Source organism: Candidatus Hydrogenedentota bacterium (assembly GCA_012523015.1).
Lineage (GTDB): Bacteria > Hydrogenedentota > Hydrogenedentia > Hydrogenedentales > CAITNO01 > JAAYBJ01.
Genome location: JAAYJI010000201.1, coordinates 1 through 14,839 on the forward strand (window position 1 = coordinate 1; position 14,839 = coordinate 14,839).

The 14,839-nt window shown below is 49.0% G+C and carries 15 protein-coding genes; 2 read left to right on the plus strand and 13 right to left on the minus strand.

The annotated features are described in order from the left end of the window. Together GX117_08740 and pepF are read left to right on the plus strand one after the other, a co-directional pair. A partial coding sequence (locus GX117_08740) for a galactose mutarotase (protein NLO33426.1) occupies positions 1–657 on the plus strand: 657 nt, incomplete at its 5' end. Positions 658–730: 73 nt separating this feature from the next. Continuing rightward, positions 731–2,533: an oligoendopeptidase F gene (gene pepF, locus GX117_08745; protein NLO33427.1), complete on the plus strand. Its 1,803-nt coding sequence runs from the start codon at positions 731–733 to the stop codon at positions 2,531–2,533. Between the two features lie 67 nt (positions 2,534–2,600). Here pepF and GX117_08750 read toward each other — a convergent pair whose 3' ends face one another. The 13 genes from GX117_08750 to GX117_08810 form a co-directional block, all read right to left on the minus strand. Next, on the minus strand, positions 2,601–4,601 hold the full coding sequence (locus GX117_08750) for a hypothetical protein (protein NLO33428.1): 2,001 nt from the start codon (positions 4,599–4,601) through the stop codon (positions 2,601–2,603). Between the two features lie 58 nt (positions 4,602–4,659). Then, positions 4,660–5,088: a hypothetical protein gene (locus tag GX117_08755; GenBank protein ID NLO33429.1), complete on the minus strand. Its 429-nt coding sequence runs from the start codon at positions 5,086–5,088 to the stop codon at positions 4,660–4,662. Next, positions 5,085–5,621 carry a type II secretion system protein M gene (locus tag GX117_08760; protein ID NLO33430.1) on the minus strand — a complete coding sequence of 179 codons (537 nt, stop codon included), beginning with the start codon at positions 5,619–5,621 and terminating at the stop codon, positions 5,085–5,087. Before GX117_08760 ends, GX117_08755 begins: the two co-directional genes overlap by 4 nt. An 18-nt stretch (positions 5,622–5,639) precedes the next feature. Next, positions 5,640–6,959 (minus strand): hypothetical protein, encoded by a 1,320-nt coding sequence (locus tag GX117_08765; protein NLO33431.1) that lies wholly within the window; start codon positions 6,957–6,959, stop codon positions 5,640–5,642. 42 nt (positions 6,960–7,001) lie between these two features. Then, positions 7,002–8,039, minus strand: a complete 1,038-nt coding sequence (locus GX117_08770; GenBank protein ID NLO33432.1) for a general secretion pathway protein GspK — start codon at positions 8,037–8,039, stop codon at positions 7,002–7,004. After that, positions 8,036–8,653, minus strand: coding sequence for a hypothetical protein (locus GX117_08775; protein ID NLO33433.1), 618 nt, complete (start codon positions 8,651–8,653; stop codon positions 8,036–8,038). The genes GX117_08770 and GX117_08775 overlap by 4 nt, the downstream gene beginning before the upstream one ends. Beyond that, entirely contained in the window at positions 8,641–9,027 is a 387-nt protein-coding gene (locus GX117_08780; protein NLO33434.1) for a prepilin-type N-terminal cleavage/methylation domain-containing protein, read from the minus strand. Before GX117_08780 ends, GX117_08775 begins: the two co-directional genes overlap by 13 nt. Continuing rightward, positions 9,024–9,494, minus strand: coding sequence for a prepilin-type N-terminal cleavage/methylation domain-containing protein (locus tag GX117_08785; protein NLO33435.1), 471 nt, complete (start codon positions 9,492–9,494; stop codon positions 9,024–9,026). Before GX117_08785 ends, GX117_08780 begins: the two co-directional genes overlap by 4 nt. Then, the gene (gene gspG, locus GX117_08790; protein ID NLO33436.1) at positions 9,491–9,916 is read right to left on the minus strand and encodes a type II secretion system major pseudopilin GspG; all 426 of its coding nucleotides are present in this window, start codon (positions 9,914–9,916) and stop codon (positions 9,491–9,493) included. Before gspG ends, GX117_08785 begins: the two co-directional genes overlap by 4 nt. After that, positions 9,913–11,118, minus strand: coding sequence for a type II secretion system F family protein (locus GX117_08795; protein NLO33437.1), 1,206 nt, complete (start codon positions 11,116–11,118; stop codon positions 9,913–9,915). Before GX117_08795 ends, gspG begins: the two co-directional genes overlap by 4 nt. A gap of 98 nt (positions 11,119–11,216) precedes the next feature. Next, complete coding sequence (locus GX117_08800; protein ID NLO33438.1) at positions 11,217–12,704, minus strand: type II/IV secretion system protein; 1,488 nt, start codon at positions 12,702–12,704, stop codon at positions 11,217–11,219. Beyond that, positions 12,691–14,223, minus strand: a complete 1,533-nt coding sequence (locus GX117_08805; protein NLO33439.1) for a hypothetical protein — start codon at positions 14,221–14,223, stop codon at positions 12,691–12,693. Before GX117_08805 ends, GX117_08800 begins: the two co-directional genes overlap by 14 nt. Before the next feature lie 111 nt (positions 14,224–14,334). Continuing rightward, complete coding sequence (locus tag GX117_08810; GenBank protein NLO33440.1) at positions 14,335–14,790, minus strand: hypothetical protein; 456 nt, start codon at positions 14,788–14,790, stop codon at positions 14,335–14,337. Between the last annotated feature and the right edge of the window lie 49 nt (positions 14,791–14,839).

Below are 14,839 nucleotides of genomic sequence, written 5' to 3' on the forward strand. Positions count from 1 at the left end.
AGCCCATCCGGTGATGAAGGCTATCCCGGCACTTTGCAATGCACGGTCACGTACTGGATCAGCAAAGATAAGACGCTGGAAATTCATTATGACGTTGAGACCGACGCCGCGACACCAGTCAACCTGACCAACCACAGTTATTTCAACCTGAGGGGGCACGGAAGCGGACCCATACTGAATCACGAAATGACTTTGTTCGCCGACTTCTTTACCCCTGTCAATAGCGGGCTCATCCCTACCGGAGAGCTCCGTGCCGTCGACAATACCCCCTTTGATTTCCGCGTGCCCGCACTCATTGGAAGCAGAATCAATGATTCAGACCAACAATTACAATTTGGTCAGGGCTATGATCATAACTTTGTGTTGAACCCGGATGCAACGGGTGAATTCAGGCGGGCGGCGCTTGTAAAAGAAGCGTCTACGGGACGTGCCTTGGAAGTGTGGACCTCTGAACCAGGTGTTCAATTCTATTGTGGTAATTTTTTGAATGGTACCAACCATGGCAAAGACGGCGCTGTCTATAATCATCGCGGCGGCTTCTGTTTGGAAACACAGCATTTTCCCGATTCGCCCAATCAGCCTGATTTCCCGAGCACGATTTTGCGCCCGGGCAAGGCGTATCAGTCGCGCACCTACTATCGTTTTTTTGCGGAATAAGTGAGAAGCTATTACGAGACAGAAGACCGGAATTGATCACGGAAAAGAATAAAGGTTTTATGGAATGACAAAAATGAATGGGCCGATACCTCGGGCAAAAGTTGCCCCTGCAGATACATGGGATCTAAAGAAGATATTTTCATCCGATAAGGCTTGGGAAGAGGCATTTAATCAATTAGAAACGCGCTTGCCCGAATTGGATCTTTTCCGTGGTAAATTAAAACGTTCCGCGCGCCAAATCAAGGGATGTTTCGATACGGTCAATGAACTTAGTCTGCTGCTGGAAAAGTTGGGTGCCTATGCCCAACTAAAATATAGCGAGGACATTACCAATCCCAACTATCAGATCATGGCTGCCCGCTTTTCTAATTTGGCAACACGCTATAGTGAATCGGTGAGTTTTGTCAACCCGGAAATTCAAGAAATTCCAAAAACAAAAATGAAGGAATTTCTTAAATCACCGCTCATTGAAAACTATCTCTTTTCACTTGAAAATCTGTTGCGATACCGTCCTCATATTCTCGGACTCAATGAAGAGCGCCTGCTGGCAATGCAAGGAGAAGTGGCGGAAACGCCTTCCCGCGTCTTCGACCAACTTTCTGATGGAGATATGAAATTCGGCGAAGTGGTCGATGAAAAGGGTAATCGTGTTGAAGTGACCCAAAGTTCCTTCAGAGCTCTTCTTGATTCCCCGCTTAGAAAAGTCCGTAAAGAAGCATTTCATAAATATTATGCTGTTATGGAAGGGCATGGCAATACGCTGGCTGCCACACTCAACGGTTCTGTCCTGCAAGATGTATATGTCGCCCAAGCCAGAAATTATGCTTCAGCCCGTGAAGCAGCTCTCTTTGATGACAAAATGCCGACGGCGGCCTATGACGCGTTGATTGCAGCAGTACGGGAAGCCCTTCCTGTTGTCCATCGTTATCTGGGGCTGCGCAAGAAGGCGCTGCGTCTGAAACAACTCCATTTTTATGACACCTACACGCCTATTGTAAAGGATGTGTCCCGCACGATCGATTATGAGGAAGCGGTAGATTTATGCTGCGAGGCTGTTGCTCCTTTGGGCTCGGAATATGTGAAGACTCTGCGCCTTGGTCTCACGAAAGACCGTTGGGTTGATCGGTATGAAAATCGGGGCAAAAGCAGCGGTGCTTTTTCCTATGGTTGTTACGGCTGCCCCCCTTATATTCTCATGAATTATAAAAGCAATGTATTGGACAGTGTCTTCACACTCATCCATGAAGCGGGGCATTCCATGCACTCGTGGTATAGCATGCGCGCACAGCCTTACCACTATGCCCACTACCCCATTCTTCTTGCTGAAGTGGCATCCACCTTTAATGAACAATTGCTTGGCCGCTATATGTTGGATCATGCCGACTCAAAAGGGATGTGCATTTTACTGATCAACAAACAAATCGATGAAATCCGCGGCACCATTTTCAGGCAAACCATGTTTGCCGAATATGAAAAGATTATCCACGAACTTGTAGAGTCCGGCAACCCCCTTACGCTCGCAGTGTTACGTGAGGAATACCGCAAATTACTGGATGACTATTTCGGATCGGCTATGCATATAGATGCAGAGCTTGAGCTGGAAGGTCTGCGTATCCCCCACTTTTACCGTGCTTTTTACGTCTACAAGTATGCTACCGGATTATCTTCCGCCATTGCCCTTTCACGCAATGTGTTGGAGGGCGGCGCAAAAGAATGTCAGCGCTACCTTGATTTTCTTAGTGCCGGCGGATCCCGCTATCCTTTGGATACGCTGAAAACGGCCGGCGTGGATTTGACCAAGCCTAAAGCAGTTGAACAAGCCATGGAAGTCTTTGCAGAGCTTGTGAATACGCTGGAGCAGTTGATGCAAGGTTGAGATCATAGCGAGCGCAGGCCTATCGGGCGAGCACAGCCTTTTGAGATCAAGTGGTTGTAAGCACTCTTTACAAAGGCAGTTTTTTATTGTTGCTTTCTATTGAGTTTTTCATCATGCTTGCCTCCATCTCCGTAATATCCATGAGCAAGGCATCTTCCTCTCGCCGTTGATCATCCTCAATATAGGGCGTCACGATAAGAATAAGTTGCCGGTCTGTTTTATCGCCCTCATAGTTTCGGAAAAGCCCTCCGAGAAGAGGGATGTCTTTTAAGACCGGAATACCGCTGTGTTGTTTAAGCGAACGGCGCAGCTGCAACCCGCCAAGCAATACGGGGCGGCCATGGGGTGTACGGCTTGTTGCCTGTGCAAGGGTCGTGTCCACCACCGGATAGTTGTTTCTGAATTCAACTAAATGACTTAATTTAAGCATGATATCAAGTTTGATATCATCATAGTCGTTCACCTCAGGCAGTACCTCCAGCGTTACGCCCACATCGAGAAAGCGCACATCTTCCAATACTGTATTGGTCTGTCCGTCCACGGTCACGACCGTATAGGGTTCTTGGCGTGCGTCCGAGAAAGTCGCTTGTTTTCGGTTCAAAGTCGCAATGCGCGGTTCCGTAATGATACGGGTTTTGCTGTCAGTCGCTATGGCGCGGATCAGCAGATTATAATCGGATGTGGCGAAAGACCCGATGCTGAGTTCGGTAATGGGCGATCCTGCCGCTATGGGTGGCGCAAGCTTTATCCCTCCTTCCCGAGTGATGACAGAGGGCGTATAGGGTCGTACTCTTTCGTGTTGCGCCTTAAAATCCAGCCCAAGATTCTTAAAGGTATTATCACTGACGGAAAGGAGTTTTGCTTCAATAATTATTTGTGAGGGAGCCTTATCCCACTGTTGGAAAAGATCTAAAGCGATAGCCGCCCGTTGAGGCGTGGTAAAGAGGCTAACTTTATTGTTTTCTTTGTCGATATGGTAGCTCTCTCCTCGTGTGTTGAGCAACAAAGCCAGCTTCTCTTCTAAATCTAAAGTCTCCAATTCGGCAAAAGAAAAGGTATAGCTGAATGGTTCTCTTTCCATATCCATGGCAGTGATGATGTCCCGTAAACGTTCGATCCAAGCCTCTTCAGCAGTAACGATGATTGCGTTATTGCGTGTATCAATTACCACTGAACCGCGCCGTCCCAATGCGAAGGCACGCATTCCTGAACGCTCCGCCGTCCCGCCTCCGTCAATACCGGGCTGTGCTGCAATATTGTCGCGGACACCCGGAGGCGTGAGAGCATTGATCGCTTCCCCCTGCCCTGTCGGTTGTGGCGAAAAGGCAGCGCCTCCATGCGTACGATCACGGGAGATACCGGTATCGCGAAAGAGTTCCTGTATCGTATACCCTACTTCATCGCAGGAGGCATGCCGTAAGGGAAAAATCTCGGTCACTAAATCCACGGGTTTGTCCAATTCATCCAATGCCTTACGAACTCTTTCGATGTTCTTCGGTGTATCCGTAACCGTAATGAAACGGCCTGCCGTATCGGTTTGGATACTTCCCGGTGACTGTACAATGGAGCTTAATAACGCCCCTGCCTCTTGTGAGGTGATCTCATTGGTTTCGAAGACGGCTGTTGTCAGCATCTGATCCACGGACGTAATGGTATATTCCAATCGATCTAAGATGTCCTCACGATCAGAAACAATGACCTGATTGGTTGCTTCATTGATGCTCACTGTGCCCGTTTCGCTCAAATGATCTTTAACCATTTCCATAAGCGCGGAAGACTGCACATTGACCGGCGAATAGACACGGATCAATTCATCGCAGTTTCTCATGGTTTGACACTCGTGTGCCGTGACGATCAACACGGTGCCGTCCTCCTCTTTAATAATACGAAAATCATAAATTGCCGCTATATGATTCAATACATCCATGGCGGGCAAATTACGGGCGTTCGCGATGACAAGTACCTTGGCGACTTGCTCGGTTGCCATGATATTCATATCAGTCATGTCCGAAATCATGGATACGATAGCAGACATGGGCATGGGCGCAGGGCTTTTGATGTTTACCAATCGCGATTCATCCGCCCTGATTGCATTGCCGATCAAGAGACAAGCGATCCATAGTGTGCTAGAAAAGAATTTGTATTGCATTGCCATCTTTCTCCAATTCTACATACTGGTCAGTGATCTCTTTTACCGTATAACCCTCGATCATTTCTCCCACGCCGCATACAATGAGCCCGTGATTGCGCTTGTTCATGAAATAAACCTTGTTGCTGCTTGCGCCGCTCAGTTCATATTCTCCTAAGCTGTCTACTGATTGCAGGATACGCGTACCGGCTCTGCGCGATTGAAAAACTCCTTTGTTGGATAAGCGCTGTACCGACTCACCTGTGTCAGATTCAAGGCGTGATACGGTTTCCCACCACTCTTGGCTTGGTTCCGGCAGAGCTGAATAATCGCGCCACGGGATGAGGCCGATAGAAAATAATAAGCGCACTATTCCCAGCATAACGTTTATGATGAGGATTAACTTTGTGCCTTGCCGTACTGTCATGATAATCCTCCCACGGAGCGTGACACCGTTATGGTGAATTGGATGGGCGCGTCTTTCCTCGGAATATTCACGAGTATATTTTCCAGACGCAAAGATTCTTCCAGATGTATCAAATGCAGCAGATAGGCTTCTAATCCTTCAATGCTTCCTTCACCCAGCAGCGTAGCGCCATGGACCTTTCCCGAGCCCGGCGACGTGCGCCGCGGTGTAAAGGGTCGAATATCGCGCAATTCAAAGGCCGCGCCTGAAATAGGTTTCGACAATAGAGCATAAAAATCTAGTCCATCGCGCGAGCCGGAGGTCTCTTTTGAATCAGACTGAATTAACAGGGCAAAACGATCCCGGATGATGGATTCATTCTCGACCATGAGCGACCGTTTTTGATAGCTTTTAATGGCGTCATTACGTTGTGCGAGCAGATCACGCCATGCAAGAAAACGCGGCTCGATAATAAACAAATATAAAATCGCCGCGAATACAACGACAGCGCTCCAGAGCGCTAGACGTCGTTCACGCCGAGAAATGCTTCTCATTTTATGCACGCTCCTTTCTTAAATCAATGCCTTGAGTACCAATTCCACTTGATAATCAACCACTTCCGTATTATCCATGGCAACAAGAGGCATGGATAAAGGGCGAAGTTCAAGGATGTCCGATAAGCCGCTGAGCCTTTCCAAAAAAACGAACAAAGCTGCTCGGGTATCAGCCTGTCCCCCAAGGCGCAGCAGATGGGCAGCAGCATTCAAGGACAAATAATCAATCAATACACCCGGTGGTGTTTGTGCGGTAATCTGATCTAAAATCTCAAAGAAGCGGCTTCTCTCCCTTCCCGCTTTTTGTGATTCCAGAATTCGTTCCATCATTTCTTCAAGGGTATCGGTCTGCGGTCCTAAAGACAGAGAGCTTTCATGAAGAAAATCCACATAGCCTATTTCACGGGAAAAAAGAAGGTCGTTTATACCGACGAGAAGGAGCAACAGACAAGCCGTCAACACACCAAGAATGGCGAAGGCGCGTATACGCTCACGAATCTCTTTTTGCCTGCGGTAGGCGCGTGGGCGCAGGTCAAGATGCCGAAGATCTTTTGGATAAGAGGACCGCTGTGGAAAATACTGCGCCGATACCGGAATGTCCCATTCCTCTATGGCAGCTATAACAGTCGCTGCCTTTTCATCCATATCATGAAATGTAAGGGCGTGAATATGGGACGGCCTGTCATGTCCCAGTTCTTCCGCGTGGATCATAAAGCGCTGCAGCTCATCAAGAATAAAAGCTTCCTCCTCATGAAAGCGTGTAATGCTGCGTTGTGCTAAAAGAGTTCCATCTTGTACAAGAATCATGTCTACACAACTGTTGAATAGACCCAGCCATAACATTAGCTCTGAACTGTGTTCTTGCAGTGCCGCTTGATAGAGTGAAGAAATGCTGACGTCAATTTGTGCAATGCTTCGCGCCGGCAGTGCCGTGTTCGCTAGGATGTCTGCAACGGCCCCCTGCGGCACCGCAAAAACCCATAGGCGTGTGTTGGATTCATCTTGATTAAGCAATACCCAATCAAAGGTTACCGATTCCACATCGAGCGGTAAGAGTCGGCTCAGTTCAAAGGGCAGCATCTGTTGGATTTCATCGTGAGAAAGGGTGGGCAATTCTAAGATATAGGAGAAGCAAAGGGCTGCAGGGATGGATAACACAAGGCTGTCCCGACGCAAAGAAGAAAAGTCTTCGGATTCTATGAGACGTGCCGCCGCGCTTCTATCCGTGGGCGTGAGCCAAAGCAAATCTTGGTCATATACATAATGGGCGCCGGCTTGGCGCGAAGGGCCGGAAGCAAAGAACTGCGTTCCATGAAATAACAAAGCTTTTACATTCATAATAGACTACCGATTTTATACATAACTCCAGACACTCATTCTTTATCGAACATAAGCAAATCGTTCGGGCCTATATCGACCTGCGCCATCGGAAACCACCAACGCGACGGATTCCTTAATAACAAAACTATCTGATGAAGAAATATGAATGCGTATTTCGAGCGCTTGGGCGCTGAATACAAAATTGAGCCACTCGTTCAAACGTTGTGCGGCAACCATGCCGTCGTCGCCAAGGGTGGTGAAAAGCGCTTGTGGTGACTCTATGGCCAGATCATCGTTGGTTCCCGCCACCCCATCAGCTCCAAATCGTAACGCCAAAACAGAGGGGATTATCCGCTCTGCCGCGCCGGGCCGGTCGAACAATGCAGCACGAAGCAGCACCCGCCAAACATGAGGCGGCACTCCATTTACGGAGAGTCCCAAGCGGGGATGAGCATGAAGATAATCGTAAAGCCCTGAAAATGACGAAGTATCAGACAGTTGCGTCAAAAATGGCGTATCGTCACCGGGTCGGGAAACTGCCAAAGATCCCCAAAACTGCGCTGCAGAGATCCCCTCCACATAGAGCAGCTCTTCAATGCGTTTTAAGGGGGCATGCCGTGCACTGTATGGCGGGTCTTGCATGCCATAGCTCAAGTTGAATCGTGGGTTAGGCGCTGTACCGCGCCAATCTTCAATGGCGGCTATGACGGAGCGCACATGTGCATCGCTCCCCCATACTTCTTTTAACACTTCCTTCAGGATCAGAGGGTTGGCGTGGTTAATGGGTATTCTGCCGCCTAAGTCATTAATCATCATCTTCACCGTCACCGATGTTGACTCATCAAACCATTGGGGCTCATCCACGGTTTTATAGCTGCCGCAATAAGAATGATGTCCACCGCTTTGAATTAAGTAGACAGCCCCGATGAGCGCATTATCTATATAGCGCTCCATTTGGCATTCTATTTGCCTATAGCTGCTCTCAGCCAGCTGTATTTGTGTCCAATGAGCGATACACATACATAACACCGCCAACATCGATATTACCAGTGCTGCAGTCACTAAAATAAAGCCTTTCTTGTCGGAGCCCCTCTTCATCTTTGGGTGACTCCGTAAATCTTGGGGACAGCAACAAAAACGGAATAGTTATCCCGACCGGGTTTTGTCCGCCAAACACATAATTTGAGTGCTTGCGGCACCATAGCTTCGGGAATATCAGCTTTCCACGTGTACTTATCAAAATATTGAATCTCTGCCTTATCTACGCCGGAGAAGAGTGTCTGTTCCGTATAGGGCGGCACAGGTTCATCTAAGATAACGGGCGCACTGCGACGCAGCAGTTTTCCGTTGCCCTCTTCTTCCTCATCTAAAAGATACTGCACATGTATAAGCGCCGGGCTGCCCACGGACAGGGTAAAAAAATCAAGCAGAAGTTCCTCTTCCCGAAGATCTTGAAAAGGTGTCTTTCCGGTTAAGATATAAGCGGCGGCAATATCGGATGCAAAAAGACTTTCCGTTTTCCGGTGTTCCTCGGCAAAAGAAGTGCTGCGATAAATACGTTCATGGGCTTCAGACGCAACCCAAAGCCCGGTCAACAACGATGCCATAACCACACCAAACATACTGAATGACACGAGCGTTTCAATGAGCGTAAATCCTGCTCTATCTCTGTCAGGGTAGTTTCGCAGATCTGTGGATCTTATGGCAGGCACAAGCGTGAGCCCTCCATAGAATAGCGTTTTTGTCCATGACGCCAGCTTATTGTTGTTTTAATCTCAGTCAAAGGTGTTCCTTCGATGGGTTTGCGTGCCACACGCCATTCAAATCGCTCGAAGGGCGATTCAAAACGGCCTGAATCATTTTTATCGGAATTAAATGTATGTTCATGAAGTGTTTGCTCCAACAGGGGCCGTACAATATCCCGATCAAGGCTGACGGCGGAAGTGCGTACACACCCATCCAAAGCCCGGATAATAGCGGTCATACCGACACCAATCATCACAATGGATACGAGCAATTCGATCAAAGCCATACCTCGCTTAGACGCAGCGAAAGGATTTTGATTTGAGGCGCGGCTCTCCATCATGGCAGCTCGGTCGTTGGTTGCGGGGATATACCGGTACGATATTCCCCAAGACTCAATGTTATTTCACTTCCCTCTATCGTTCCGTCCGGTTCAAAGATCCAAATAGCGCCGTCATTGCTGAGGGGCAGCGTTTCTATGGTGGACGTTGGCACGATATTCCGACCCAATGGTCCCGTCGTGATCCGAGTGAAAGCGGCGGCAGACTCGGGCGTATTCAGCGCCTCTTCGAAAACCAGCTGTTGCGGTGTTTCACCAAAACATAATCGTACTGTACACCGTTCAAGCCGTGCTTTGGTTGCCGCCAATCCGGCAAGCCGCGACAACAATTCAGCTTCGGTTTTTATATTCATACGTTTTGTACGCCCGTGCATACGCGGCAATTGCACGGATGCCAAAATAGCGAGCAGCATAAGCACCAACACCAGCTCAATAAGTGTAAATCCTTTATGTGACTTTTTTTTCTTCATAAATCATAGTTCGCAATGTCGTCGTCCGTGCCGAGGAGTCCGTCTTTACCCATGCTGATGAGGTCAAAGTCAACACCACGTTCAGGAGGGCATCGATAGATATACTCCTTTCCCCAAGGATCAATGATACGTCTACGCGTGTAAGGGCCATCCCAGCTATCCTGATTTTCGAGACCGCCGGGCGCACGATATAAGGCTTCGAGTCCTTCTTCCGTCGTTGGGAATCGGCCAACATCAATGTTGAAGTGATCGAGCATGGTCGTAACACTTTCGATTTCCGCCACGGCTGCTCGTGTTCGGGCACGATCCGGATTCCGCGCCACCCGGGGCACAGCGATGGCAGCCAACACACCAATAATCAACACCACAAGCATGAGTTCAATCAGCGTAAAGCCTGCCTGCCTACATTGCTTTTTGGTCATAGCAGCATTTCCTCCAAATTGAAAATGGGCAGCAACATGGCAATGACCACACTGCCTACCAACAAGCCTACAATTAAAATTAATAAGGGTTCCATCAAGGTCAGGGCAGCCTTGATACGACGTGAACATTCCGCTGTGGCATCATCGGCTATCTCCATTAATGTTTGGTCTAAGCGGCCGCTCCGTTCCGCTGTGAGCGTCAAACTGACCACCGATTCGGTAAATAGCTGTGATTTTCGCATCTCTTCGCTCAGTGCGCTTCCGGCTCGTACTTGTTCCATGGAAGCATTCATTACCCTTTTGTATTCGGCATTTTGCATCGTCTTTATGGCTACTTCCAAGGCGGGCATCATCGGCAATCCCGCCTCAAGCTGGGCACCCAAGCTGCGGGAGAACTGAGCCGTCTCAATGTCGCGCACCACAGAGGCGACAAAAGGAACGGCTAAGATGAGTCGATCCAAAAAACTGCGCACAGATTCCTGTTTTGATAAAGAGCGCAGTGATACGGCGCCAACAGCGGCGATTAAGAGCAGGAGCCACCACCATTTTTGTGCACTATCACTTATCCATACCAAGATCAAGGTAGCGGTGGGCAAGGAACCGCCCATTTGCTCGAATACTACCGTGAACCGGGGCAACACAAAAGCCGAAAAAATGAATACGGTCGCCAAACCCACCACGGCTACGGAACAAGGATACATCAAGGATTGAAACAATTGCGTGCGATTTTCATAGTCCGCCTCAATTAAATGGGCCAGACGGTCAAAGGCACTATCCAGCGATCCCGCAGATTCGCCTGCTTGGACAACGCTCACGTATAAAGGCGAGAAGACTCGCGGATGGGCGGCAAAGGCGGACCATAAGCTTTCTCCGCGGCGCACACGATCGAAGACATCATCAAGCGTATCGTGTAGTGCCGGCATCTGGTTTCGGATAGCGCTCAATGCTTCAACCAACGGGAGACCTGCATGGAGCAAACGCGATGCTTGACGGTTAAAATTGATGAGCGTCTTGGGAGATACGCGATTACGGAAGATAGAAAAAGCCTCTGATCTCGGCGTTGTCTTAACGGGTTTCAGTTCGAGAATGTGCCAGTCTTGCGCAAAGAGAGCATCCACAGCCGCATCCTGTGACTCGGCGGACAGCGTCCCGGATTTCGATTCTCCGGTCTTGGTCCTGCATGTGTATGCAAACTCTTTCATCGGCGCATTCTCCGTTTTTATATCCGCTATAGACCATGTATCACCCTTTACAGGCGTATAAGAACAATCGTATCGTACCTGAGGGTGTACATGAGCTCTTATTCTTGGGTTACACGGGCAATTTCCTCCAAACTGGTATATCCGGACAGGGCTTTAGTCAAGCCATCCCTGCGCAGTGATATCATTCCTTTTGATGTGACTGCTTTACGCAGGAGGTTGGCAGGTGCACCGTCCATAATCAATTGACGAATATCTTCGTCTAGGGCGAAGGCCTCCGATATGGCCATACGACCGCGGTAACCGGAATTACGGCATTGTCTGCACCCTTCGCCGCGATAAAACACATGATCAGCGGACAGCTCGCCCATACCTTCAAACAACATCAGTTCTTGAGCCGTCGGCGGCGCACTCTTCTTGCAGTCGGGACAGATTTGCCGCACTAAACGTTGTGCTATGACGCATTCCACGGAAGAGCAGAGCAGGTAAGAATCGATACCTAAGTCCTGCAAGCGCGTGATACTGCCCGGTGCGTCATTGGTATGAAGCGTAGAAAATACCAGATGTCCCGTCAATGATGCGCGCATCGCTAATTCTGCGGTCTCAAGATCCCGTATCTCACCCACCAAGATAACATCGGGATCATGGCGCAGGATAGAACGCAGTCCGGACGCGAAACTAAAGCCTATTTGCGGTTTAACCTGCATTTGACAGATGCCGTCAAGTTCATATTCAACCGGATCTTCCACAGTAATAATCTTGCGTACAGTCTCATTGATGCGATCTAAGGCGGCATAGAGCGTTGTAGTTTTGCCGCTGCCTGTTGGACCGGTCACCAAAATGATCCCATGGGTCTTACGTGTTTGCGCTTCAAGCAAATCACGATCGTGTGCCGTGAAACCGAGTTCTTCAAGGGTCAATAGGGCACGACGCGCCTGAAGGATACGTATATTTACACTTTCTCCATGCTGAATGGGAACAATGGAGATACGCAGATCCACCTCGTCATCACCGATACGAATCGGAATGCGCCCGTCTTGGGGTAACCGCGTTTCCGCGATATTGAGACCGGACATAATTTTGATACGCGAAACGATCTCGCGGTGAAAATGAAACAGCACCGCGGGCGACGCCAATTCGTACAGTATCCCGTCCACACGAATGCGTACCCGACAAAAATTAGCAAAAGGTTCAATGTGGATATCCGTCGCACGATCTTGATAAGCCTCGAAAAGTATCTGGTTGACAAATTTGATGATCGTTGGTGGTAAGGCGGTCGTACTGACGTCTTCGGCTGCCTCCTCGGAAATCAGAAGCGCTTCGTTGCGTGACGCACTCAGCTGCTCAATCGTATCAGCGCCAACACCATAGTATTTCTTTTGGGCAGCTGTAATTTCTTCCGTTGTATAAGGTTCGAGGCGTACCGGCATCCCAAGCAAACGGCTGAGATCATCACAGATCGATAAATCGGTGCGGGATGAGGCAATCCTGCAACAACCATCATGGACTCCCAAAGGCATAATCTCATAATGATGCGCCACACGCGCACTCACCAAGGCTATGACAGAAATATCATCAACGGATATCATGGCGCCCTTTCGAACTTGCCGGAATAAAATGCACGGTTGCCAAATCGGTAATACAAGTATATGATAACAGATTATTGTCCCTTCTTACTTTTTGTCGGCTGAGAGCGCCGCCGATTTCAATGGCCTGTGCCGAAACTTCAATCCCAAACGGCGCGTAAAGAGTCACAGTTTCTTCTTTTGCTTCCAATGAGGGCTGACTGTTTCGGCTCAATAAAAAGACGAGGATACCCCGGTCGCCGCAGAGCAGCGTGCGCACATGCATGCGCGACGGCGCAGCCGCCGTCAGATCCACGGGCTCTGAAATCGCAAGTAAAGGCTCTAAGGGCGCTATTTCTTCTTGTAGGCGTATATAATTGCGGCCAACGTCTCCATCAGGATCATCGTGATAAAGGCGTTGGAATTCGAGACCACGGCTGCCCCCGGCCAATAAACTATAGATCATGGCGCGCAGTTTGGGAAAGCTATAAGCGGGGCGATGTGGATAGTGTATGTCCTCAGGAAATATCCATGAAAAGAAGATGCCCGGTGCGCTCCATTCTTTTGTGTGTGCGGCACTGTTGAGTAATGTGCCGATATAGTCGCCGTCACGGCAAGCATCGGAAAAAGTCAATTGGGGTTCAATGTGGTTTTGTTCTGCAAGTGGCGCAAAGAAAAAAGGCCCCCCCACGGCAAGATCCAGATTGCAGAACTTGATGGTACGCAGTTCACCCCAGTGGTCTGTTGCGTTTATAATCGTCTTCTCCACAGCCTGACCCCATGCATCTTCACAGTGGGTTAAACAAGTACCCACCATTCGATGCGTACCCAACAGACTAACACCGGCATGTATTGCGGTGTGTCGCCTATGAAACAAACGCGCAAAAAGGCGCGTCTCTGCGCCTGCCTCTGAGACAAGGCGCACCGGGATGAGCGGAACTTCCTCTTTTGTATTTCGGAAATTGTCTGTTTGCCCAATGACAAGCACGGTACGGGCTTGGGGCACTTCAACGCATTTTAATCTTTCAAGGGCAGTGTCGCCAAGATCACAGCCGACAATAACAGGCAACGCGTCATGGCTGCTCTTCAAGTATAAATAGACCGAACCGTCGTCGTCGCGAACCGCATAGTCCGCTGTTATGGATGAAACCGCGTCACGAAGCCTAAATTCCTGTCTGTTTATATGCAGCACCTGATCTGAAAAGGGAGTTGGAATCTCAGGATTAAGGGCATCGCCGGGCGCCACGGCCATAAACCAAGATATCAATGTTGCTGCACCGGGCGGAACACGCCGCGGTTCAACGGTCATCCAAAAAGGAGATAGAACGTGTCCGTCTGTACGTGTTAGCCACACCTTCTCCAAACTTAGCGTGTCATTACCACGGTTACGCAGTACAACCCGTCCAACATGCGCCGGTTGCGTATAGGCTGCCCACAGATCAAAGCTTGAATCTTCCGTCCAAGCTTTGCCGTGAGCAAAAACCACTCCCAATACAAATAATATGTTGGGGATATGCACACGCAATGGAACCGGTGTTTTCATGTTACCTTCTTTAAACGCTATAAAATCTCATGCCTTTCTAATAGTGTGTTTACCGACTACTGCCTTAAACGACGATGTCATAGGCTTCAGAATGCTTAAAATTATGAGGACTTAATACGCATCAAAGGAACTTTCAAGAGTTGTCTCGGGCTGCTCGGGGAGCGGCACAACAGTCAGCGGCTGCATAAGATGGATATATCGGGTCAAGCCCCACAGGTTAAGTGCGTCTTTGCTGCGCTGAGCAATAGCCTCCCGTTGCGCCCGGAAGCTTCGAGGGTCTGCATCGGTCGCGCTGCCGGTTTCCAAAAGTTTTATCAAGTCAGCAATATCCGGCAACATACCGAAAATTTCCTGAAAACGGTCATGCTGAAGTATGGGCGTAAGTACCGGGATATGCTTATAGGGTAACGTTTGTGCATTTTTACGAATGAGCGTCATCTGTGTTTCTACATCAAGCAACCAAGTCAAAAAGTGACGGCCTGCTTCTAAGCGATCCGGATCGTTTTTCTTTAATGCAAAAGATTCCAAAAATAGAAGATTGGGGTTCGAATCAGATTCATCGGGCATGATTTTATCCGGAATAAGGAGTACACGACGCCCCGGCGCTGTATACACG